At 35.7% G+C, this 22,534-nt stretch carries 22 protein-coding genes; 5 read left to right on the forward strand and 17 right to left on the reverse strand.

From position 1 onward, the window contains the following. Positions 1 to 185 precede the first annotated feature (185 nt). On the reverse strand, positions 186 to 515 hold the full coding sequence (locus H9655_RS11050) for a hypothetical protein (RefSeq protein WP_225230573.1): 330 nt from the start codon (positions 513 to 515) through the stop codon (positions 186 to 188). After that, a complete protein-coding gene (locus tag H9655_RS11055; protein WP_191813893.1) occupies positions 479 to 706 on the reverse strand; it encodes a hypothetical protein in 228 nt (75 codons plus the stop codon). Before H9655_RS11055 ends, H9655_RS11050 begins: the two co-directional genes overlap by 37 nt. Before the next feature lie 930 nt (positions 707 to 1,636). Between H9655_RS11055 and H9655_RS11065 the strand changes: the two genes are divergently transcribed. Continuing rightward, the gene (locus H9655_RS11065; RefSeq protein ID WP_191813895.1) at positions 1,637 to 2,269 is read left to right on the forward strand and encodes a D-alanine--D-alanine ligase; all 633 of its coding nucleotides are present in this window, start codon (positions 1,637 to 1,639) and stop codon (positions 2,267 to 2,269) included. Positions 2,270 to 2,321: 52 nt separating this feature from the next. Here H9655_RS11065 and tcuA read toward each other — a convergent pair whose 3' ends face one another. The 3 genes from tcuA to H9655_RS11080 all read right to left on the reverse strand — a co-directional run bounded on the left by tcuA (position 2,322) and on the right by H9655_RS11080 (position 6,231). After that, positions 2,322 to 3,803 (reverse strand): FAD-dependent tricarballylate dehydrogenase TcuA, encoded by a 1,482-nt coding sequence (gene tcuA / locus H9655_RS11070; RefSeq protein WP_191813897.1) that lies wholly within the window; start codon positions 3,801 to 3,803, stop codon positions 2,322 to 2,324. A 97-nt stretch (positions 3,804 to 3,900) separates the two neighbouring features. Beyond that, complete coding sequence (locus H9655_RS11075; RefSeq protein WP_191813899.1) at positions 3,901 to 4,923, reverse strand: AbrB family transcriptional regulator; 1,023 nt, start codon at positions 4,921 to 4,923, stop codon at positions 3,901 to 3,903. Positions 4,924 to 4,941: 18 nt separating this feature from the next. Further along, positions 4,942 to 6,231 (reverse strand): CitMHS family transporter, encoded by a 1,290-nt coding sequence (locus tag H9655_RS11080; protein ID WP_191813901.1) that lies wholly within the window; start codon positions 6,229 to 6,231, stop codon positions 4,942 to 4,944. Positions 6,232 to 6,374: 143 nt separating this feature from the next. Here H9655_RS11080 and H9655_RS11085 point away from each other — a divergent pair, with 143 nt between their 5' ends. Then, a complete protein-coding gene (locus H9655_RS11085) occupies positions 6,375 to 7,265 on the forward strand; it encodes a LysR family transcriptional regulator (protein ID WP_191813903.1) in 891 nt (296 codons plus the stop codon). Positions 7,266 to 7,566: 301 nt separating this feature from the next. On the opposite strand, the gene H9655_RS11090 is transcribed toward H9655_RS11085, so the two are convergent. Then, positions 7,567 to 8,055, reverse strand: coding sequence for a GNAT family N-acetyltransferase (locus H9655_RS11090; protein WP_191813905.1), 489 nt, complete (start codon positions 8,053 to 8,055; stop codon positions 7,567 to 7,569). A 442-nt stretch (positions 8,056 to 8,497) separates the two neighbouring features. Here H9655_RS11090 and H9655_RS11095 point away from each other — a divergent pair, with 442 nt between their 5' ends. Beyond that, complete coding sequence (locus H9655_RS11095) at positions 8,498 to 10,516, forward strand: HelD family protein (RefSeq protein ID WP_191813907.1); 2,019 nt, start codon at positions 8,498 to 8,500, stop codon at positions 10,514 to 10,516. Here H9655_RS11095 and H9655_RS11100 read toward each other — a convergent pair. The 6 genes from H9655_RS11100 to H9655_RS22720 all read right to left on the reverse strand — a co-directional run bounded on the left by H9655_RS11100 (position 10,508) and on the right by H9655_RS22720 (position 14,232). Further along, a complete protein-coding gene (locus H9655_RS11100) occupies positions 10,508 to 11,230 on the reverse strand; it encodes a MerR family transcriptional regulator (protein WP_191813909.1) in 723 nt (240 codons plus the stop codon). The genes H9655_RS11095 and H9655_RS11100 overlap by 9 nt on opposite strands. Positions 11,231 to 11,495: 265 nt before the next feature. Beyond that, the gene (locus H9655_RS11105) at positions 11,496 to 11,972 is read right to left on the reverse strand and encodes an SRPBCC family protein (RefSeq protein WP_191813911.1); all 477 of its coding nucleotides are present in this window, start codon (positions 11,970 to 11,972) and stop codon (positions 11,496 to 11,498) included. 322 nt (positions 11,973 to 12,294) lie between these two features. Continuing rightward, positions 12,295 to 12,513, reverse strand: coding sequence for a hypothetical protein (locus H9655_RS11110; protein WP_191813913.1), 219 nt, complete (start codon positions 12,511 to 12,513; stop codon positions 12,295 to 12,297). Between the two features lie 326 nt (positions 12,514 to 12,839). Continuing rightward, a complete protein-coding gene (locus tag H9655_RS11115; RefSeq protein WP_191813915.1) occupies positions 12,840 to 12,989 on the reverse strand; it encodes a hypothetical protein in 150 nt (49 codons plus the stop codon). Between the two features lie 176 nt (positions 12,990 to 13,165). Continuing rightward, positions 13,166 to 13,747, reverse strand: a complete 582-nt coding sequence (locus H9655_RS11120; protein ID WP_191813918.1) for a GrpB family protein — start codon at positions 13,745 to 13,747, stop codon at positions 13,166 to 13,168. 149 nt (positions 13,748 to 13,896) lie between these two features. After that, complete coding sequence (locus H9655_RS22720; protein WP_191813920.1) at positions 13,897 to 14,232, reverse strand: CPCC family cysteine-rich protein; 336 nt, start codon at positions 14,230 to 14,232, stop codon at positions 13,897 to 13,899. Between the two features lie 523 nt (positions 14,233 to 14,755). Between H9655_RS22720 and H9655_RS11130 the strand changes: the two genes are divergently transcribed. Both H9655_RS11130 and H9655_RS11135 read left to right on the forward strand, forming a co-directional pair. Further along, entirely contained in the window at positions 14,756 to 15,697 is a 942-nt protein-coding gene (locus H9655_RS11130; protein WP_225230587.1) for an alpha/beta fold hydrolase, read from the forward strand. Between the two features lie 13 nt (positions 15,698 to 15,710). Continuing rightward, complete coding sequence (locus H9655_RS11135; protein ID WP_191813924.1) at positions 15,711 to 16,487, forward strand: MerR family transcriptional regulator; 777 nt, start codon at positions 15,711 to 15,713, stop codon at positions 16,485 to 16,487. A gap of 805 nt (positions 16,488 to 17,292) precedes the next feature. On the opposite strand, the gene H9655_RS11140 is transcribed toward H9655_RS11135, so the two are convergent. From H9655_RS11140 to H9655_RS11160, 5 genes are all read right to left on the reverse strand, one after another. Then, a complete protein-coding gene (locus H9655_RS11140) occupies positions 17,293 to 17,748 on the reverse strand; it encodes an NUDIX domain-containing protein (protein WP_026682622.1) in 456 nt (151 codons plus the stop codon). A 32-nt stretch (positions 17,749 to 17,780) separates the two neighbouring features. Further along, positions 17,781 to 19,397 (reverse strand): mercury(II) reductase, encoded by a 1,617-nt coding sequence (merA, locus tag H9655_RS11145; RefSeq protein WP_225230588.1) that lies wholly within the window; start codon positions 19,395 to 19,397, stop codon positions 17,781 to 17,783. 55 nt (positions 19,398 to 19,452) lie between these two features. Beyond that, positions 19,453 to 19,851: an Hg(II)-responsive transcriptional regulator gene (gene merR, locus H9655_RS11150; protein WP_026682624.1), complete on the reverse strand. Its 399-nt coding sequence runs from the start codon at positions 19,849 to 19,851 to the stop codon at positions 19,453 to 19,455. Positions 19,852 to 19,973: 122 nt separating this feature from the next. After that, on the reverse strand, positions 19,974 to 22,103 hold the full coding sequence (locus tag H9655_RS11155; protein WP_019156604.1) for a heavy metal translocating P-type ATPase: 2,130 nt from the start codon (positions 22,101 to 22,103) through the stop codon (positions 19,974 to 19,976). Then, entirely contained in the window at positions 22,096 to 22,464 is a 369-nt protein-coding gene (locus tag H9655_RS11160) for an ArsR/SmtB family transcription factor (protein ID WP_019156605.1), read from the reverse strand. Before H9655_RS11160 ends, H9655_RS11155 begins: the two co-directional genes overlap by 8 nt. Positions 22,465 to 22,534 lie beyond the last annotated feature (70 nt).

The following is a 22,534-nucleotide window of genomic DNA, read 5'->3' on the forward strand; positions in this document are numbered from 1 at the left end:
AGGGCATTCGCGGCACCATTAAATACATTTTTCGCGCCATCTAGTGCCTCTTTCGCCTTGTCTTTCACTCTATAGACCATGACTCCTCTTCATATGTTATGTATAGTAAAGATCCGATTGAAACTTTCTACCCAGAATATAATCGTATAATGCGTTTAATTTCCCATGTTTTACTTGTAAAGCTTTTAAGAAGAAAAGTGGTCTATTTCTTCGTTTGCTAATTCTTCATTACCCAATAATTTATCTATTACTCTCTCAAAAAGTTGCTCTTTAATAGAAAATGGCTCCCCGCTTTCAACATAGGGATTAAGGTCTATTAATGCAGGCAAGTCAGCATGATCATTTTTTTCATATAGGTGATATATTCGATTATCGTATAAAGCATTCTGGATAAAAAACGAATCATGGCAAAATAGGGAAGTGCTAAATACTCCGTCATCCGAAGCAATTTGGCAACGAATGACTCTTTTTACTCTTGTTAAACCCAATATGAAACTTTTGAACGTTTCATCCATTCTTCTTGTTGATTTTCAAATGTTAATAAACCTTTAGATATTAATCCACTAGTTGCACTATCAAGCCTAGTTTCAAGTTCTTTCTCCGAAATCTCTCCAAACACCTCTTCTTTAATAGAGTGAGCAACTTCAGCACCATTTAGTAAAAAAAGAGATAATATGTATTCTTCAGCCGTTAATGTATAGTTCATATTTTATTCCTTTCATTAGATGATTATCATTTATCCGCAAAATAGAAAAAGAATATAAAACAAATTATAGCAAGAATGAACACTAAAAAAGCATAAATGAGCAATAGCATTCTTGTTACCAAACCGTTGTATCTCTCATAGAGTTCATTAGCGATTATTTCGGTTAATCCAAACAAAGGTAATGATAAAATCATTAAGAATTCAAAATCGTGCACAATCCAGCTATAAAATTTACCTCCTGCTGCTCGACTAATCAAATACAAAAAAGAAAAAAATAGATTAACTATTAAAAAAAACCCTAGCGTTCCAAACAATACTGCGATAAAACCCATCATATAATATATAACACCTCACTACACTACCTTTATATTAATTTATAGCCACCCGAATAGGGCATTCGTGGCACCATTAAATACATTTTTCGCGCCATCTAGTGCCTCTTTCGCCTTGTCTTTCACTGCATGTGAAACTTCGCCTACTTTTTCGCCAACATCCCCTATAAATTTACTAGTATACTTTGTTGCCCATTCACCTACAGAACTACCTACAATTCCGCCAACCGCCGCTCCTACAGGGGCAAATGGTCCAGCCCCTCCATTACCGCTACGGCATATTTAAACAAAAAGTGTTAATTTATATTTTATCAGCATAAACCATTTGTTGGAATGGGTTATACCATATCTCTCATTGCATTACTACCTTAGACCGTACGATGGACCAAAAAGAAAGTTTTATAGAAAAATACTAGAGGGTTGTTTGAGGAGGAAAATACCTTTCGTGAGCCGAAATCTTAAACGAACAGAAAAAGCTCTTTTCAGAGGCGAACAAAATCGTTTATTAAATGGTTAACTAAGACACCGTTAGAATACAATAATAAAAAAAAGGTCAATCTTTACTATCTTTGTCTAACTCATAAAGGAGGCGTTTTGCATGAAAATCGTTCTTTTTTCTGCAAAATATGTACTTGTCAGTTTGCTCGTCATCGCATTGGTTTTTTTATGTTTTATAAAAACCCCATTAGCTCATGATGAAAGGTCAGGAAACGATTGTTTGCAATCGATCAATCACTATTTACAAACAAGTTATGTAGCAATGCATGATCATGAAGAGGTGTATGACACGAGAAAAGAGTTAGCCAAACTACAACAGCTTCAAGGAGATTTAGCGGAGGCTAGTGGACTGGATCAACCGTTGCTTCAACAGGCCCAAACGATGCTGATTCAATTGAAGAGTGCAATCTACCACAAGGATTTATCTAAGGCTGATTTCTACGTTGATGCTTATTTATCGACACTATATGAAGTTGAGCATGCCCAAAGCAAATATAGTGGTATGAATCTGTATACAATGGCTGATTTAAATCATAAACAGATGGATGGCGAACGTTGGCAACAACTTACTGAACAAGAGCAATTGAGTTATATTTTATCAATGAAATCGATTTTATTAAACCAAGGAGCGGCAACCTCTATGCCTTCTACCTTTTATGTATTAGAGCAATTAGCACAATCCTCGCATCATAACGTCGCTAACCAGACTGTGAAAACATTACTCCATCCATAATGGATATCAAGACGACTCCCACCTTTTCATACTGGGAGTCGTTCTGAATAAATTATCTTACTTTTTGGGCATGACGTGAAGCCGCTGCACCAGCTAATTTGCCAAAAACCGCGCCAGACATTAAGCCCGAGCCACCGGGGTAATTCTCATAGAAAATACCACCAATCATTTCTCCAGCCGCATATAAACCTTCGATCGGTTCATTTACTTGATTGACTACTTCCCCTTCTATTGTTGTCGCTAATCCCCAAAATGAGAAAGTAATTCCACACGTCACAGGATAGGCATAGAATGGTCCTTCACTTATCGTTTGTGCCCAGTTAGATTTAGCTGGGGTAATGCCTTTTGTCGCTTTACCGTCTTTTTCTGAAGGGTTGAATTCGCCCTCTTGGATAGCTGCATTATATGCATGAATGGTTTGTAGAAACTGTTCTTTATTCACATCTAATTGGTCTGCAAGCGCTTCAAGTGTAGCTGCTTCAAAGACTGTTGCTTCTTCTAAATCATATTCCGCACGCAAGATTGGGCGAACTTTTGCATCATAAATTTGGTAGGCAATATTTTTCGGTTGTTTTAAGATTTCTTTACCGTATTTTGCATAGGTATAGTTACGGAAATCGGCTCCCTCGTCTACAAAGCGTTTGCCTTCCACATTCACCATCACACTATACGGGTAAGAATGTTTTTTAAAGATATCACCTGGTTTTTGGAAATCTCCTACTCTTGGTGCATTGGCATCAGTTCCAATGGCGTGACAGCCATTCCTTTGTCCAAACGTTTGTGCACCGATAGATATCGCCATATCAATGCCATCGCCCGTGTTAAACTCCGTCCCTCTAACGATTGCTTCGTTCCACTCACTTCCTAATGCCTCAGCACGTTTCTTGTTGTCTGCTTCTATACTTCCACATGCTAAAACAACACTTTCACATTGAATCGTCTGCAGCTGCTCTTTTCTTTGCACTTCAATCGCCACTACTGCCTCATTTTCCGTGACAATATTTGTAGCTGCACTTTCATACCAAACCTCAATTCCCAACTCTTCACAGCGATGAAATAAGCTGCGCATTAAACCAATCCCTTTATCAACGGTTTTAACTGGTAAACCGCCCCAGAAATGAATTTTCCCTTCTTTTTCAAAAGATTGATTCGCATAGTTTAACTCAAACGCAACCCCATGCGTTTTCATCCATTCAATGGTTGGTAGAGATTGATCGACTAATTGACGAATCAGCTCTGGTTTACTTTGATTCTTTGAAACACGCATAATATCTTCATAAAAGTCTTCTGTTCCGTATACGGGCATATCAATTTTATTAATCGTTTCTTGATCTAAATCAATCACTTTCGTAATGGCTTCTAAGTCTTGATAAGCTACACGAATGGCACCGTCTGTAAAAAATGAATTACCACCACGTTTTTCAATTGGTCCTTTTTCTAAAACGAGTACCGAACTCCCTTGCTCTTTTGCAGATATCGCTGCACATAAGGCCGCATTTCCTGCACCAACAATCACGACGTCATATTTTAACATCAAGCATATCCCCTTTTTTATTGATATTTTAACTATAAGAAATAATTAGAGATAAATAAAATACAGGATTTTTAGTAATAAGCATAAATATTTTTTATCACTTTAATATTTTCCACTTTAATATTGGTAGGATAATCACATAAATAAATAACATCCGAAATAATTGAAAAATCGTCACATGTGTTGCATCAGCTTGTAAAGCTGTAGCAATGAGCCCCATTTGATCCATACCTCCCGGGGCAGTACTTAAATAACTAGTAGCAAAGTCCAAATCAAAGAAGAACACCATCCCCTCTGCAATAAAAAAGGTCAGGACTAGCAGTAAGATGGCGCTACTGATCCCGCCAATTAAAACACGAACAGGTAAACGTAAAGATTTCGGATGTAAAAGTAAGCCAATGTATGCACCAATACAAAGCTGTGCTATATGTAGCAAGTGACCATCCATTGGGTCTACGTCTACTTTAAAAAGACTTAGTAGTAGTCCGATCAGAACAGGCGTTAAAAAATGCGGCACAGGTAATCTTAATTTTTTTCCAATCGGTAACAAGAGCAATCCTAGTAAGATTAAGCTAAGATTATGCAGAAGATTGGATGAACCTTGTGCGGGTGCTCCCGGAACTTCACCTGTTAGGGAAACAATAATCGGAATGAGACCAACAACAAACAGGACGCGAATAACATGAAAAAACGTGACTACTGTTACATCAATATCCTTTTGTTCTTCTGCAAAAACGACTAATTGCGATAAACCACCAGGAATGCTAGCTATTATCGCTGTGGCAAATGGGATACGTGCCCATTTTTTCAAGAGATACGCCATTGCCAAACAAAATAAACTTAAAACAATGTTGAGCATGAACATAAACAATAATGTGTCTTTCATAGCAATCAATATATTGAAAGTAAAAAGTTGACCAATCGCCGTCCCTACTATTAGGAGTCCAATATTTCGCATCATAACAGGCCATTTCATCGGTATTTTCCATATCAGCTGTGTGAGCAATACACCAAATAAAGAGCCTAACATCCAAGGCATAGGGAAGGAGAGCAGATGGAAAACAATTACACCAATAATTGCTACAATTACCACTGTGACAATAGGGAAAATTGCGCGCATTATATTTCCTCCTAATGATTAAACGCTAATGGCTCCAGTAATGACCGCTGTTATTATTAAGACAACAGATGTTAAGAAACACCAAAGAACCGCATACTTTTGGTATTCTCCTAATTCTCTTGAAATCATTCCGACTAATAAAAATGTCGAAGCAACTAACGGACTTAGAAGATGAACTGGTTGACCAAGTACAGACGCTCTTGCTACTTCAATGGGATCAATTCCGAATGATGTAGCCGTTTCTGCTAAGACTGGCAGAACACCAAAGTAATAAGCGTCATTGGACATAACAAAAGTAAAAGGAATACTTGTAATCGCTACAATTAAAGGAAATTGTGAACCTAAAGAGTCAGGGATTAAAGAAATAAGCGCATTTGACATCGCTGTGACCATACCCGTCCCCGATAAGATGCCTGTAAAAATCCCAGCCGCAAAAACAAGCGCTGTGACGATTAATGCATTCCCTGCATGCTTCATGATTATTTCTTTTTGCACATTATTTTTCGGGAAGTTAATCATTAATGCCATAGCAAAACCAAGGATAAAAATAACCGACGGTGGCCAAACCCCTTTTACGAGGACGACCATAATAACAACCGTTAATACTAAGTTAGTCCACCACCGGATACGGGACGGTTTACCGGCACTTTCTTCACCTGTATGGACGATATGATCAATGGAAATGTCATGAATCCCTACACGGTTACGTTCTCTCTTCCCTAAAAAATAGGCGACGAAAAGTACCCATATCGCCCCAACTACCATTAACGGAATCAATGGAACAAAAAACTCCGACGCATCCACACCAGTTGCAACAATTGCCCGTGTTGCTGGTCCACCCCACGGCGTCATCCCACTCATGACACTTAAAGAGATCATAGCGATGGTTGCTAAAATTAATGGATTCATACCTATTCTCAAATATAATGGTAATAATGCTGAGACTGTAATCATGTACGTTGTTGTTCCATCTCCATCTAATGCAACTGCTAATGCTAACGCCCCTGTACCTATAGCAATTTTAACTGGATCCCCTTTGACAATAGCTAAAAGTCGTCGTATAAATGGATCGAATAAACCTGCATCTATCATCACACCAAAATATAAAATAGCGAATAATAATAAAGCTGCAGTTGGCGAGACTTGCTTTACCCCATCTAACATCATGTCGCCAAGCGAAGAAACAAACCCTCCAAACAAAGCAAAGATGATCGGAACGGTGATCAATGCCACAATTGGAGACAAACGATTACTCATGATTAGATATGTAAATACAATAATCAAGACAAATCCTAAAGTAGCTAGCAAAAGAACTCTCCCCCTTTTCTCTTAGTTTTGAAAGCGTTTTATTTATCTTTTTTACAGAATATATGATATATTCTAATAAATAAAATAAATAGTTTTCAGTAATACCTATAAAAAATTTTTATTTCAAGCGGAAAGGAGTTTCTATGAATCTGAACGATTGCCACATGCTCATCGATTTGTACAAAACAAAAAATATTACGCACACAGCCAATCATTTATATACATCCCAACCTGCAATCACTTATCGTATTAAACAATTAGAAAAAAAGTATGAAATAGAATTAATCGTACGAGGCTCAAAAGGAATCGATTTTACGGAGGAAGGGCGAATTCTTTATGAACACGCAGAACATATCATCCATACCGAAAGATTATTAGTTGACCGTTTAGCTAATCTAACAGTGGATACACGGGGGACCATTGCTATTGGTGCTTCTGGTTTGTTCTCGTTATATCATCTACCTAAAATATTGAATGATTTTAAAGAACTTTATCCTAACATTCATATACAACTTAAAACGGGATGGAGTAGCGGTATGAAAGAAGCACTCAATGCAGAAGATATTCATTTAGCCATTATCCGGGGAAATTACGCTTTAAATGCAAAGAAATACACACTCTGTACTGAAGAATTATTTGTCGTATCGAAAACACCGTTTAAAAAGGAGGATATCCCGCACTTACCCTTTATCACCTATAAAACAGACCCTTCATTAAGTCTCTTAATTGATAAATGGTGGCGTACCAATTTTCAACAACCAATCCACCCAAGCATCGAAACAGATCAAGCCGCTACATGCAAAGAGATGGTAAAGTATAATGTTGGTATCGCCGTACTACCCGGCATCAGTATCGAAGGCGAAGACGACTTATACACTATTTCATTAAATGAATTTGGAGAAGACATCTATTATCGAGAAACGAGTCTATTTTATAATCCATTCGTCGAGAACTTACGTCATGTTAAATTATTTATAGATTTTTTGAAGAGTCATTATGATGTGGAAATAGCTGAGGGGGGAGCCAAGCGTTAGCGTTTGGCTCGGGCTATATTATAAAGCCTTTAAGTCTATCCTCAAAATATCTCTCATCTACTTTGTTTATTGCTTTCGTTTTCTTATAATCACTCATTCTACACATGCGTTTGAGCGCCATTTAAAATAGTGCTTAAAGGACAGTATTTTAAAGGACCAGGGTTGATCTGATTGCATCCCACCCATTAAGGCAATTCTTATTTTTTTATATCAGATAAAAATTCTGTCCATGGTCACCTTCATAGGAAAAATGCTATCAAGCTACATAGCACTTATCATCCTGAATCATTATGATGAACATTTATATGTTAAATGATTGGATCAGACATAATTCATCGTCAATACGATCCTGCTTTTCTTCGTACTGAATATTGAAATCGTTATATATTTTTTTCCAAAACGATACCGCGGGTTTATTTTCTATCAACTCAATGACGTAATACTTTCCTTGTCTCTTATCAAATAACTCTTGCATAGCTTGCGTGCTATTTCCTTGCCCTCTGTATTTTTTAAGCATGAAAAGATCATTCACTGCAAAATCATGATCTTTTTTTAACAAAGGCCGCTCTAATAGGAGGATAAACCCTATAATATTCATATCTTTCATGATGAAGTATGGGGAGAGACCATCTACTTCCCAAAACTGATCTAATCCCTCATATTCAAAAATGCCGTCTGGCCCGATGTCAAGTGTTGATGTGTATCTTGAAAGGTCATGAAGGTACAAAGAGTAAAGGTTTTTTAAAATATTCTTTTCTGATTTTAATACTTCTCTAAGTGCCACAGACATTATATTAGCTCCACCTTTTTGTTTTTTTGTATATTTTCACCAAACAACACAATCTCTCCTGCAAAAGGATGAATTAAACCCGTTACAATTTTCGTGATGGATGTTTTCCCTGCATCATTTTGCTGAAAAACCCGTATATTACTGCTACTTCTAACCTAAGTAAGCTAGAGCCTATATTGTGAACAATTACTCTTAAACCATAAACTAACAGGGGCATTAACAGGTTGGTCCTTTTCTTAAGTCACAATAGAGTCAGGTTAATCGAAATATGGATATTTTTTCATATGAGGTGATATAACTAATTATTAGAGGAAAAATACGATGTATTTAACTTGTTGGTTACAATAGATTTAAGATCTAAAAAATATAACCATCCATTTAGACACCAACGAGAATCTTTTTGTTATATTTGGTGATACACTTGAAAAGGAGGGAATTTTTGATGGAGACAAGCGAAATTGCTTATCTTGAAAAAACGATAAATGAATTAACAAAGGCATATAAAAAGCTTTCATCAAACATTATTGATCAAGACCACAATTTTAAGGATTTACAAAAATATATGGTTGAATATAAAAATGAACTCGATAAATTCCAGGTGTATGACTACCAGCAAACCTTAAGTATGATAGACAAACAGGGTTTCGCACAAGTGGTGGAACGTGAGCAAGTAAGAAAGCTGATAGATTCCCCATACTTCGGTCGATTTGATTTTTTATATCATGGTGACGATCCTAGTGAAGCAGAGACGTTCTATATCGGGCGCTTCGGTTTTGCCGATGAAGAAGGGACACAATTTATCTACGATTGGCGTGCACCTATTTGTAATATGTACTATGAATTTGAAATCGGTGAGGCCTATTATATTGCGATGGATCAGCAATTTGACGGGGAACTGATTAAGAAACGTCAGATTAAAATTGAAAATTCTAAGCTAGAATATGTGCTTGATAGCTCATTAACGATACAAGATCAAGTACTACAACAAACATTAAATCAGCATACAAATGATAAGATGAAAACAATCGTCACTTCGATTCAACGAGAACAAAATAAAATTGTAAGGAATGAATCAGCGTATAATGTCATCATTCAAGGAGTCGCTGGTTCTGGAAAAACAGCCGTTGCCTTGCATCGCTTAGCTTATTATTTATATAAATTCCGTGATACGTTACGAGCAGAACGTATTTTTATTTTGTCGCCAAATAAAGTATTCGGTGACTATATTTCTAACGTCCTACCGGAACTAGGTGAAGAGCTAATTCGCTCCTTTACATTGGACGAGCTTACGGCAAATTTATTACCAGCTGATGTAACGTTTAAATCATTTGAGGAAGAAACAAAAGAGATTTTATCGAATCCAAATGGGCCGTTGGCTTCACGTGCAAAAATGAAGGGGAATTATTCATTTGTTCAAAAGCTACAATCCTTTTTATCTAACTTAGACTCAAGGCTTCTTAAAAACGAAAGCATCTCCATTGCTGGTGTAGCGCTACAAGCTGATTATTTACAAGGTCGCTTCCTTCAATATCGAAAAGAACCGATTATTACACGTTTAGAACTTATGGCAGATGATATCATTCAAGTGCTTAAATCTAAGTGGGATAGGGAAGGGAAAATACCGAGTAAAAATGAAATCATAAAGCGTCTAAAAAAACGTCTCTTATTTTCTTCACCATTAGAGATTTATCGATCTTTTACCGAAACACTTGGGGAGGATTCTTTTCAGTTTTCGAAAAAACATTTTGAATTTAATGATGTATACCCTTATCTTTTTGTACAGTTATATTTTAAAGGAATTAAGCAGTATGAGCTCGTACAGCATTTTTTACTAGATGAAATGCAGGATTATACACCGATCCAATATGCTGTACTTTCTAAAGTGTTTACGTGTAAACGAACAATCATTGGTGATTTTAGTCAGGCCCTCTTACCATATGAAACGATATCAAAAGAGGGATTTGAAGCCATGTTTAATAATCTAGAATACGTCGAATTAACAACCACCTATCGATCATCGTATGAAATCGCAATGTATGCAAAAAAATTCATGCGTAATGGGGAAATTCATCCAATTGCAAGACACGGGAAAGAGCCAAAAGAATGGATGTATTTAACAATTGAACAAATGATGAAACAGATTCATGAAATTGCGAAGAATGATTATCGAACGACGGCCATTATCTGTAAGATGGAGGAAGACTTACAGATCTTGCAGGAACATTTAAACATACCTTTTACAGTACTGGATGGCCAAACGGAAAAGTTTGAAACAGGTCTACTTTTAACGACGATTCAGTATGCGAAAGGTCTTGAATTTGATGTTGTCATTGTACCTTTTGTGAATGAAACCAATTATAAAACCGAATTTGATCGTGGACTACTGTATATAGCTTCAACAAGAGCGATGCATGAATTAACCGTATTAGTGGATCAAGAAGCACCATCCCCGTTATTGTAATTCTGTTAAGATAGCAATGATTGATTTCAAGTCATCCATTGCTATCTTTAATTGATTCATTAAATCGTCAGTTACATGGAAAAAATCCGATGAAAAGGTGGGCGTTTGTAAAATTTCCAGGATATCTGTGTTTTTTTTCGATTGTTTCATTTCTTGAAATAAATGGGCAATGCTAGTAATCGAGAAATGTGCACTGCGTAACGTCCGTATTACAAGTAATTTTTGGATATCACGCTCTGTATAGATTCTTCGATTTTGTGCATTTCTTTTAACAGTATACAGATGATTCCGTTCCCAATTCCGTATTGTTTCTTCCGTTAACTGAAGCATAGAAGCAACAGACTTGTGGGAGTACGTTTGACCAGTAATCGATTTGTTTTGTAATAAATTTTTCACCGTTTCAATTGCTTTTAAAGCAAACTCATATTCTGTTTGCAAATAGGTTAAATAGGATTCTGCTGCTCGTAAGCTATCCTTGAACTGTTCGCGACCACTAAGTCTAACAATTTCTGTTGCCTTTTTGCGAAGATTATTCTGTATAAATTCTTGTCTAAAAGCAAGTCTAGAAATTTCCATTTGTTTAAGATGAAGTTCAGAATAAACTCTGTAACCATTTGGTTTTCTTGGTACAGGCGAAATAAACTGCCATTCTTCATAAAGTCTTACGGTATTTGGATGAACCTTAGATAATTTAGCGATTTCACTAGTTTTCATAAAAAAGCCACCTTACTCACTGAAGATAGAATGTAATGAAAAAAATCCTACGAATAATTAAGATTTATCATATCAAAAGGGGTAAAGCAAGTGATAAAAATAGCTAGATATCCGAAAAAAAATGATGAACGAATGCGGTACAACCTGCTCAAAATGGGCTTGGTATGAATGCTCGCAAAAAAGCCATTTTATTTATTTTTTTCCATTTTTCATTCACTATTAACTTTCTTCGTATACCCTTGAGCATTAGTTCAATCATTTCCACTTAATTTGAATCAAATGCTTCCCGATAAAAACCTCTTAACTCCGCTCCGTTATCCGGCCATTCAGGCGACTGTTCATTAACCAACATAACCAATGCATCAAGACAGCGATGCCATCCCGCAGCTGTTGCCGCTGCCCAAGACCGGTCATCAAACGTATGCTTAAAAGTCATTCTGCTCCCATCACTGCTATTTTCCAACTCAATTCTCAGCAAATCAGCACCTTCACGAAAAGCAAAAACTGCAGGTGGTTGGTATTCAGTAATGATTCCTTCGTACTTCGTCCCCTCACCATCATCAAAAGCTATTTTGCCATCTTCCTTAAGATCCATCTCTCCTGTTGCAAACGGATACCACTTGGTAAAGTAATCAGGATCTGTTACACAGCGGAAAACAACCTCAGGTTTATAGGCAAACAAACGCTCAAATTGCAAAACATAACGACCATTAACTTCATATAACTTACCGTATTCAGTCATTTTATTCTCCCTTACATTTTTATTCTTTATTAACATTAGCAAAAAGTTTGATCTTAAACTTTGCCCATTTGCGAAATAATATTGATAAGCAATTGTGGGGTGTTGGGCAAAAAGAAACAGGCTGATTCGATACTAGATCTAGCCTGAAATGGGTGTTGATTTTGATATTAAACAAACGCTTGTATGATTATTGGAAAACCACCTGAATACATCTATGTTTGTCCTAATTTTTCTCTTTCAGAAACCAATAGTTACAGGGAGATATATAAGCTCTTTTTGGAAGTGTCTTATTCTTTTAAGAAGCCTTTAATTTCAACAACAATTATTTCAAATAAATTTGCATTGATATATGATTATTTGCATAAGACCAAACTGTATTTTCTATTTTTAAGTTAGCACTAAATTTTTCAATCCAAACCTGTTTCGAATTCAATAATGCCGTTATTTGAGCAGTATTAAGTGTTACTTCTTCTGTCTCTTCATTTTTTTGAAAGACAAATACAACTTTTATTGAATCTTCTTGATTTGTTACAACACTCATTAACTCCCCTCCTTTTGTTTATTAGCATTATATACGGTGAGCCTTAGGAAAATGTTTCAATCTGATTAGTAAGGAAAATACCGAAAGGCACTAAAAACCTTCAACTCTATACCGCTGAATTGAAATTGGAGACCTTTTGACACACTAAAAGGGTCTTGGTGAAGTGAGTCGATCAACTCCTTATTCGGTCTACCGTTGATAGACGCTATATGCGGGCTTTCTTATCTTCATAAAAGCTTACTAAATTTAATTTTTACACTTTTAATCTAAATCTGGATTAAAAGTGTTTAATAAGGAAAGTTAATCTTTCTCCAATTGCCATTACGCTAATCGTTATTTTTTTTAAAGCGTGGCTTAATGAAAAATAAACCGATAAAAAAGAATGCAAGCCCAAGCATGAAGCCCCAAAAATGCTTATCTAAGAATGCAAATAGGCCTATACTAAATGTTGCAAGCAAAAACATAATTTTCATCATTTTTATCACCCTAACGGTTTAGTGAATCAATCACAATCTTGGAAGCAGTCTCTGGAATCCTTATACAATGCACTTGATATAAAAACTCAGTTTTGAATAAAGATTGATCAAAACGGGCTCTTACTAGGTTTAATGTAATCAATATTTTTTTAAGATTGGTTGGAAGTAAAAGCTCATTAGTATGGAGTATATTTGTTTTCAAATTCAATTCTTGCCATTTTAGTGTATTTGTTCACAAACTCTGTTTTTGCTTCCGTATATCCATCCCTGTCATGTTCATATTTGTCTATTAAGCTCAGTTTTAAGTTACTATATTCTTGAGCAACCTCTTTATGCAGCTGTAAAAAATCTCTAAAATACAATTCATTCCAATCGCCTATGTATCTAACATGAAGATGAAATACTTTTTCGGCAAATCCTTTTTCTGTATAGCCTTTCATAAACATCATATGAGGTGCTGGCTTTTGTGGTTGCTTTTCAAAAATATATCCGTTTTCCTCTAACATACTCACTAAAAACTTCAAATCGCAGTCTTCTGTGATTTCAAACAATATATCTATCGTTGGCTTTGCTAATAACCCATTAACAGAAGTACTTCCTATGTGATTTATTCGTTCAATATATTGATTATCGATTTTTTTTAGCAGTTTTTCTTCTTGTAAATACCAATCTTTCCATATTGGATCATGTTCTTTCAGAATAACCGGAAATAGTTCCCACAATTCTTCAAGTGACATTTCTGATAAACGCTTACCCACAATACAATCCTCCCTTTACTTAGTGAATCGTTATTAAAGAAAAGCTCAAATTTTTGTCATTGGAAAAGAATCAAAAACCTATTCTTTTCATTTTATACAAGATAAACAACACCCTTCAACTAACGCACCCGTTCGTGAAAGGAGCTCGCTTACTTTTCCCAATAATATTTTAATTGTTCTTCACCAATAAGGTTAAAATAATCCAGCCCATTTTTATGGGGTTTAGAGGGTGTAATACATTCATCAGAATGTAGTGGTCTCCACTCATCATCTCTTGAAAAACCCTTATATTCTTTAATTGTAACGGATATCGCTTTTAAAATTTTCGCTTGTTCTTCACATAAACTTCCATCATTAGGACCTAATTCCAACGCTGGATATTCTAGTTGTGTTGGGTCATCTTCCCAATAACAAACCTCACATATATCGTAATTGAAAGGATCGTCTAATGTTTTAAAACCACAACAGGGACAAGTATATCTCAAACGCACCAACTCCCTTTCTTATTTCTTAATTATATCTTTCTAGTTCATTATAAAACTATGTAGCTTGTTCAACTATCTGATGCGTTAGTGTAAGTACACTTTTTCACAAATCCTTTATTATATCCTTACTTTACCATATGTTAAAAAAATATTTATGCAACTCAATTGGCAACTCCCACCCCTCCAATACCATATTAAAACTATACATCCCCCACTCTGACAATCAACTTAATCGAAAGAACCACACTTACCGCTCCTAAAAGACATAGCCCAACAAAGCTTTCCAATTTCTTGACTCGTTTCCGAAAGATTTAAACTTACCTTCTTTTTTAATAATGAACGCTAAATGTTTTTGGCCCATTGATTTTTCTTTTGAATCTTCATATTAAAAAAGAAAGATGATCACTTGCTTATAACGTTGCGTAATAGATTATGCTATAAGCAAATAGATCATGGAGTTGAGTTTATGAAAAGGAAACGAAGAATAACATTAGTAATCATAATAATAGGGATATTGTTTGTCATGTTGCTTGCTGTTGGATTATTTTTTCGTGATGACGGCACATTGGGAGGTTTTACATCTGAGGAAGGGGAAAAGGAGTTTATCCAAGCATACGATATTGCCATGGAGGATTTGCCTAAACCAAAGGAAGAATTTTGGGTAGAAACTGATTTTGGAAAGGTGAAGGTTTATAAATTTTTAGAAGAAGGAACGGAATCAAGAATTCCATTATTACTGTTACCAGGAAAGTCAGCCCCTACCCCCATGTGGGAACCAAATTTGAAAGATCTAATGAAGGATAGACCCGTATACACGATAGATTTACTAGGAGAACCAGGACTGAGTGTGCTCACAAAGCGTTTGAAAACTGCTGCAGACCAAGCTGCTTATTTGAATAACGTAATTGAACAATTGCCAGAAGAAACGGTTCATCTTGCAGGCTTATCATTTGGGGGATGGAATGTTGTAAATGTCACCTTATTTAATTCAACAAAAATTGCCTCTATCATATTAATAGATCCAGTATACGTTTTTGGGCCGATTCCTTTAAAGATGATATTTGCTTCTATACCGGCTTCTGTCTCAGCTGTACCAAAACCGATTCGGGAAAAGATGTTAAGTTATATTTCTGGCGGTGCAGAAACTGATGAAAATGAACCAATAGGTAAGCTGATTGAAACAAGTATGAGAACCTATAAAAGTAAACTCCCTTTACCTGAGAAAATAACAGAAGAACAATTGCAAGAATTAAAAATACCAGTATTAGGTATTATAGCTGAAGATTCAACGATGCATCATTCAAAGAAATCAATGGAAGTTGGAATAGAAAACTTGAAAAATCCATTAAGTCAAATGGTCATGTTTGCAAATGCCTCTCACGCTATTAATGGTGAATACCCAGATGAGCTAGCTCAGCATATCAACGATTTTTTAGGGAAAGTAGAAACAAATATAAGTGAATAAAGGAGCTCCAGATATGAAAAAGGAACGCTATTATGTAAGTGATATTTCTAACATATCAGGGTTAACTAAGCGAACCATTCAATACTATGATAATGAAGGAATCTTAAAACCTGCCGGTCGAGATGAACATAATCGACGCTATTATACAACAAAGGAATTGAGTATATTAGAACAAATTACTTTTTACCGTAATTTAGGTTTTTCTCTTAAACAGATAAAAGAAGAAATCAACTACAATGATCAAAAAGAAGCATTACTAAATATACTCACGAAACAAGAAACCCATTTATATTCACAGTTAGAAGAGATTCAGGGAAGAGTCGATGCAGTCTCCACTTCCAAAAGATTAATTGCAGAAGGATATACCCCTCCTTGGGAGCTTTTATCGAAAATTATGAAGGGGCTAAATAAAGTCGATATGTCTATTTGGAGTACCTACCCCTTCTCAGAAACTCAATTAACTATATTTGAAAGTATATTTGATTCTCAACAGCAAGTTTTCCAATTTTATCATACGTTTCGAAAACTTGCCATCAAGGCTGCTTCATATAAAGGGGCTGGGGTCCCTGTAAATTCAAAACTTGCCATTGAATTAGCTAAAGAATGGCTTAAAATGATTGAAAAAGTGACAAAAGGCAAACCAGAGATTTTAAACTCCTTTCTCCAAGTAGATGCGAATCGCGAAAGGTGGAATAAAGGGGAAAAAGACCTTCTCGAAGAAGCAGAGCCTTACTTGGAGGAACTTCTTAAATCATATATGAAAAACACCCCATTAGATAAAAATATCTAATGGGGTGTTTATTTGATAGTTCAAACTGTAGCTTTGGAATTAAGTTTGATCATTTTTTGACTTTGATCTTCATATTGCCCTGCTAAAAAGTCCTTCCCCGTCTTCCTCTCCCTCTCACTCCCCTCAAACCCTTGCGACTCTAAGCCCCACCCTTCTTATCTTGCCTTTTTTCTTCATTCCATTCTGCTACATAGTTCTTCCCCAAAACCCCCATTTTCGCCCTCTTTTTTCCGTTCTGGGTCGTATCGAATATTCAGACAATGTTAAAAAGTTCTTCCATAATGGAGGGAAGAATCAAGAGAAAAGATTGAAAAAACACGTTGAGAAATACACGAAAAAGAACTGAAACCCTACGGGTTTATGCAGTGAGGAAAACAACATATTAGAAGAGAGAAAAGAATGAGCAAGGATGATTGAACCCCTACTGGACAAGGGATTGAGGAGATATTGGACAAAACAAAAAGACTGGACCACTATTGGATCCAGCCTGAAATATAATTGATTTTACGATTGAAAAATGATTGAGTACATATTGTTCGCCTGCTCTTTTTTCCTCACTCTTCCTTCCGCTCTGGATACCAACTATTTAACAGTAGCTACCGACTTTTTAGCATGGAGAAGAAGAATAAGACAGCTACATATAATAGAAAAAAGAATAAAGAAACAAGATGAAATAAATATAAAAAGGATAAGTTATCTCGCCCCATTACTTTAAGGTGTGATACTTCACAATATTCTACGTAAACAAAAAAAGGCAATGCTATTATAAAGTAAAGCATTCGCCCCTTGGCTTAATAAGAGAGTTTTATTTTTCAAGTTGACCTTTTACCCCAACTAACTTGTCTTTAATAAAAGGGTCAATCTCGTCAGGTAAATGATCTAATCCAAAAAATTGTGCCTCTATTCCTTGGTTGCTTTCAGGTGTTATTTCTCCTTCGTACTTGGTACATAAATAACCAATTGCAACCGTTTGATACTCGTCTCCACTTTCCTCGACACGATTTATTAATTCCTTTCCTGAATAGACACCAAATAATTTTAACTCTTTTATCTTTAAGCCTATTTCTTGAAAGACTTTTCGTGTAATACAATCCTCAACTGACTCATTTAACTGCAAAATTCCACCCGGAATCCCCCAAGTTGCTCCTGAATATCTACTTAATAATATTTCTCCGTAATGATTAACAATAGCTACACTTGGCCGAACAATAATTAGTGAAGAATTCCCAATCATTTGTCTCATATTTTCACAATAATCCATACATACCTCCGATGATATTAATTTATTTACATTTACCCTGCACAACAAGATAGCTTCGAAACATCTTTATCAAATGTAAGAGCAGTTAGTCTTAGTCCTTCTGCCATTGTTAAATATGGTGCAAGGCTATCTTTTAAATCCTCCACGGTTAAACCAAACTTAACTGCTAATGTCGCTGCATAAATCACATCACCTGCATTTTCAGATACAATATGAACTCCAAGAATTTTTAATGTTTTAGCATCAGCAACAACCTTAAATACACCTGTCGTTTCACGGTTTACTAATGCTCTTGGAACGGAATCTAAAGATAGTACAGATGTTTTTACTTCATAGCCTTGTTCTTTTGCCTTTTTCTCTGTTAAACCAACTGTTGCAATGGATGGATTTATAAATGTGACAGCAGGAAAAACTGATAAATCTAATTTTTTATTTAACCCACCAATCGCATTATCAGCAACAACCCCACCTTCATAGGCTGCTACATATACAAATTGCGGCCCTAATGTTACATCTCCTGCTGCATAAATCTTCTGATTACTTGTTCTGGCATAATCATTTATCAGTATTTCATTTCGTTTTCCGACTTCAACCCCTGCTGCACTTAAATTTAAAGAATCCGTATTTGGTTTTCTTCCTGTTGCAACAAGTAGTTGTTCTGATTCCACAACTTTTTTCTTGCCATCTACCGTTACATAAACCTTTTTTACCGCTCCAACTTGCTCTACACGCTCATAAGTTGCCCCTTTCAAAAGGTTTATACCTTGTTCTGTCAAAACCTTTTCTACAGCTTCTGAAATCTCTGGATCATATTCTTTTAAAAGACAATCACTTCTTTGGATAAGAGTTACTTCTGAACCTAAATTATGAAACAGTTGCCCAAGTTCCAACCCGATATAGCCTGAACCCATTACTGTTAATCGCTTAGGCATCTTTTTTAATTCAAGTAGTGTTGTACTTGTAATATAATCTACTTCTTCAAGTCCTGAAATTGTTGGTATTGATGGTGAAGCACCTGTTGCAATTAAAAAGCGTTTAGCAGAATGTTTCTCCCCATTTACTTCAACTGTATTTTCATCAATAAATTTTGCTTCACCCTTTATTAAATCAATACCATATTCATCAATTAAGTCTATATATTTTTGATTTCGAAGTTCGCTAACTAATTCATCCTTTTGCTTCACCAAAGAGGCTAAATCGACTTCTCCAACAGATGTTTGTAACCCTATAAATGGATTTGCTTTTGCTATATGATTGATTTCTCCTGCTCTAAGAAGTGTTTTTGATGGAACACAACCAACATTCACGCAAGTTCCACCAACAGTTCCACGTTCAATCATCCCCACTTTTGCCCCATATTCAATTGATTTAATGGCAGCAGAAAAAGCTGCCCCGCCTGAACCAATGATAAGTAAATCGTAATCACTTTTAATATCTAACTCTATATCTTTTAGCTTCTGTGTTGAAATATCTTCTATGTCTTCTGGTTGATATTTTGCTTGTTTAATTGCTTGTCTTACATTTTCAGCATTAACATCATCTGGTATTTCAAATACCGATTCACCACGTCTAAAACTGGTTTCGATATTTAAAGCACCTATGTTGGTTAAAGCAGCATAAATATGTTGTTCACAGCCTGTACAGGTCATTCCGTTGATTTTAATCCGATATTTTTTCACCTTTTCTTCCTCCTCTATTTAAAAATCAATCAAAAATCAAAGATTCAACAATAGGACATTGATGTATTGCCTTTTGATCTGGACATCGACTTTTTAAGTCCTTTAACATTGATTCAATACGCTTTAAATCTGCAATTTGTTCTTGAATTTCTAATTCTTTTTTTGATACAAATTCAAATATATTTTTGCAGCGAACTTCATCATTATCGACAACTCCAAGTAATATATATATTTCACTCAATGAAAAGCCAAGATTTTGCAGTCTTTTAATAAATTTTACACGCTTAACATCATCATCTGAATATATCCGATAACCTTCATTCGTTCGGGAAGGATCTTTTAATAATGATTTTTTTTCGTAATACCTAATTGTCTCTTTATTTACACCGGATTTTTCGGCAAACACACTAATTCGGTAACTCAAATTATTCACCCCTATAAACATAATAAACCGTGTACTAAGGTACACGGTCAAGTATAATATTAAAATTCTTTTCTTCAAGTATTCTGCCCGTTAACGTCTTGCTATCCCTTTTACATATGATTCTATTCTTTAACTTTTAGCAATCGCAAACTGTTTAATGTCACAAGTAATGTTGCACCCATATCTGCAAATATCGCTATCCATAGCGTTAACCAACCAGGCATAACTAACAATAATGCCACTAATTTAATCGCTAAAGAGAAGGTAATATTTTGCTTGATGATTACTAAAGCCTTACGACTTAACTTTATTGTATATGGCAATTTGCTTAAATCATCAGACATTAAGGCAATATCAGCCGTTTCTAATGCTGTATCTGTTCCAGCACCACCCATCGCTACACCAACAGTGGAAGCTGCAAGTGCTGGTGCATCATTCACACCATCCCCAACCATTGCTACACTTTGATGTTTTCCTCGAAGTTCTTTAATAAAATTCAACTTATCCTCTGGTAGCAAATCAGCTTTTATATCAGTAACTCCAACTTGTTTCCCAATTGCTGATGCAGTTCTTTTGTTATCCCCTGTCAACATTACCGTTTCAATTCCAATATTATTCAATTTACCAATGACTTCTTTTGATGTTTCCCTAATTTCATCGGCTACGGCGATTAACGAAAGAATCGCTTTCTCCGTTCCTAGTACCATCACGGTTTTTCCTTGGGTTTGCATTTCAGTAATCTTTTGTTTTCTATCACTTTCAATGCTTCCGTGTAATTCTTCAAAAAGTGCTGGACTTCCAACATAATACATTTCGTTATTTACCTTGGCTTTTACACCTTTACCTGTAATAGATTGGAAGTCTTCAACTATTACATCATTAAAGTCTAATCCCTTTTCTTCTGCTTTCCGCATAATAGCTGAAGCTAATGGATGTTGGGATCCTTTTTCAATCGCTGCTGTAATGGTTAACTGTTCATTTTCATTTCCACCATATATCATAATGTCTGTTACAGCAGGAATCCCTTTAGTTAATGTACCTGTTTTATCAAAAGCAATAGCCTTCAAATGCCCTGCTTCTTCTAAATGGATGCCACCTTTAATTAACACTCCATTTTTTGCTGCATTTCCTATTGCAGTTACAACCGCAACTGGAGTAGAAACAACCAAGGCACATGGACAACCAACTACTAATACAGCTAAACCTTGATAAACCCATTCGCTCCAATCTCCCCCAAATAACGGTGGAATAACCGCAATTAAAAGAGCCAAGATCACAATAACTGGTGTATAGTATTTCGCAAATTTATCGACGAACGCTTGAGAAGGTGCCCGTTCTGCTTGAGCTTCTTCTACCAAGTGAATGATTTTTGAAAGAGTGGTATCTTCTACTCGTTTTGTCACTTTAACTTCAAGTAACCCTTCTTCATTTAAGGTTCCCGCAAAAACTTCTTCATCTATCGTTTTCGTTACCGGAACACTTTCACCAGTAATAGCAGCCTGATTTAACGTGGACGTTCCTTTTATAACGATTCCATCCATTGCTAATTTTTGGCCAGGCTTTACAATCATGATGTCTCCAACTTGAATTTCATCAACATGAATCATCATTTCTTCATTTCCACGGCGAATCAATGCTTCTTTTGGAGCAATATCCATTAATGATTCAATTGATTGACGAGCTTTATCCATTGAATAACGCTCTAACGCTTCACTGATCGCAAATAAGATGACAACGGTTGCTCCTTCACCCCACTCACCAATAAGGGCAGCTCCTATAATCGCAATGGTCATTAGCGTATTCATATCAAAGAGTAATCTGCTTAGATTTTTAAGTCCTTTAATGAATAGCGAATACCCCCCAATTAAAATAGACGCTGCATAACCAATCGAAGGTAGTATATGCTCCTCACCATATTGCTCACCTAAGAACCAACTGACTACAAGCAAAATGGCAGATATATATACCTTAATGTTTTCTTTCTGTTTCCAGAATGGTTCACGCTCTACTTTTTGTTCTTTTTCATCCCGAATCTTTAAATTTTCAAACGCCCCTGCTTTTTCCAATTCCTCAATCGTTGTATTCCCTTGAACATAAACTTTAGATGCTCCAAAGTTTACTTTCGCATTCTGAACACCAGGAAGATCTTTTACATTATCTTCAAAAATGGCAGCACAGTTGGCACAAGTAAATCCTTGAACACGATAGGCTTTCAATTCTTGTTCATTTAGTTTTGCTGTTTGATCAGACATTGGTTTTCACCTCGTTTTTATGTGCTAACGCAATCATCATTATCTGTTTGATGTGGTCATCATCTAATGAATAAAATGCTAGTTTTCCCTCTTTTCTGAACTTAACAATCCCTTGCTTGTGGAGGGTACGTAAATGATGAGAAGCATTCGCTACAGTAACACCTACAATATTTGCTATATCGCACACACATAGTTCTTCATCTTGGCACAAAGCGTAGGTAATTTTTGCTCTATTTTCATCTGCAATAGCTTTTAGCATTTGGGATACACTAACAATGTCAATTGATTGTAAATCCCCTTGTATTCGATTTACCTTTTCTTCATCATAACAATAAATCTCACAGGTATCTTTTTTATTCATTTTTTCACTCCATTCTCATTCAAGTGTTTATTTGAATATAGTATACTCCTTTTACTCGCTAACATTCAAG

This window comes from Cytobacillus stercorigallinarum, assembly GCF_014836495.1.
GTDB classification, from domain to species: Bacteria; Bacillota; Bacilli; order Bacillales; family Cytobacillaceae; genus Cytobacillus; species Cytobacillus stercorigallinarum.

Excerpts from the sequence above, each read along its gene's own strand:
- H9655_RS11050 (WP_225230573.1), bottom strand. The coding sequence starts at position 515 with ATGGATGAAACGTTCAAAAGTTTCATATTGGGTTTAACAAGAGTAAAA.
- H9655_RS11055 (WP_191813893.1), bottom strand. The coding sequence starts at position 706 with ATGAACTATACATTAACGGCTGAAGAATACATATTATCTCTTTTTTTA.
- H9655_RS11065 (WP_191813895.1), top strand. The coding sequence starts at position 1,637 with ATGAAAATCGTTCTTTTTTCTGCAAAATATGTACTTGTCAGTTTGCTC.
- tcuA (WP_191813897.1), bottom strand. The coding sequence starts at position 3,803 with ATGTTAAAATATGACGTCGTGATTGTTGGTGCAGGAAATGCGGCCTTA.
- H9655_RS11075 (WP_191813899.1), bottom strand. The coding sequence starts at position 4,923 with ATGCGCGCAATTTTCCCTATTGTCACAGTGGTAATTGTAGCAATTATT.
- H9655_RS11085 (WP_191813903.1), top strand. The coding sequence starts at position 6,375 with ATGAATCTGAACGATTGCCACATGCTCATCGATTTGTACAAAACAAAA.
- H9655_RS11090 (WP_191813905.1), bottom strand. The coding sequence starts at position 8,055 with ATGTCTGTGGCACTTAGAGAAGTATTAAAATCAGAAAAGAATATTTTA.
- H9655_RS11095 (WP_191813907.1), top strand. The coding sequence starts at position 8,498 with ATGGAGACAAGCGAAATTGCTTATCTTGAAAAAACGATAAATGAATTA.
- H9655_RS11100 (WP_191813909.1), bottom strand. The coding sequence starts at position 11,230 with ATGAAAACTAGTGAAATCGCTAAATTATCTAAGGTTCATCCAAATACC.
- H9655_RS11105 (WP_191813911.1), bottom strand. The coding sequence starts at position 11,972 with ATGACTGAATACGGTAAGTTATATGAAGTTAATGGTCGTTATGTTTTG.
- H9655_RS11110 (WP_191813913.1), bottom strand. The coding sequence starts at position 12,513 with ATGAGTGTTGTAACAAATCAAGAAGATTCAATAAAAGTTGTATTTGTC.
- H9655_RS11115 (WP_191813915.1), bottom strand. The coding sequence starts at position 12,989 with ATGATGAAAATTATGTTTTTGCTTGCAACATTTAGTATAGGCCTATTT.
- H9655_RS11130 (WP_225230587.1), top strand. The coding sequence starts at position 14,756 with ATGTTGCTTGCTGTTGGATTATTTTTTCGTGATGACGGCACATTGGGA.
- H9655_RS11135 (WP_191813924.1), top strand. The coding sequence starts at position 15,711 with ATGAAAAAGGAACGCTATTATGTAAGTGATATTTCTAACATATCAGGG.
- H9655_RS11140 (WP_026682622.1), bottom strand. The coding sequence starts at position 17,748 with ATGGATTATTGTGAAAATATGAGACAAATGATTGGGAATTCTTCACTA.
- merA (WP_225230588.1), bottom strand. The coding sequence starts at position 19,397 with ATGACCTGTACAGGCTGTGAACAACATATTTATGCTGCTTTAACCAAC.
- H9655_RS11155 (WP_019156604.1), bottom strand. The coding sequence starts at position 22,103 with ATGTCTGATCAAACAGCAAAACTAAATGAACAAGAATTGAAAGCCTAT.
- H9655_RS11160 (WP_019156605.1), bottom strand. The coding sequence starts at position 22,464 with ATGAATAAAAAAGATACCTGTGAGATTTATTGTTATGATGAAGAAAAG.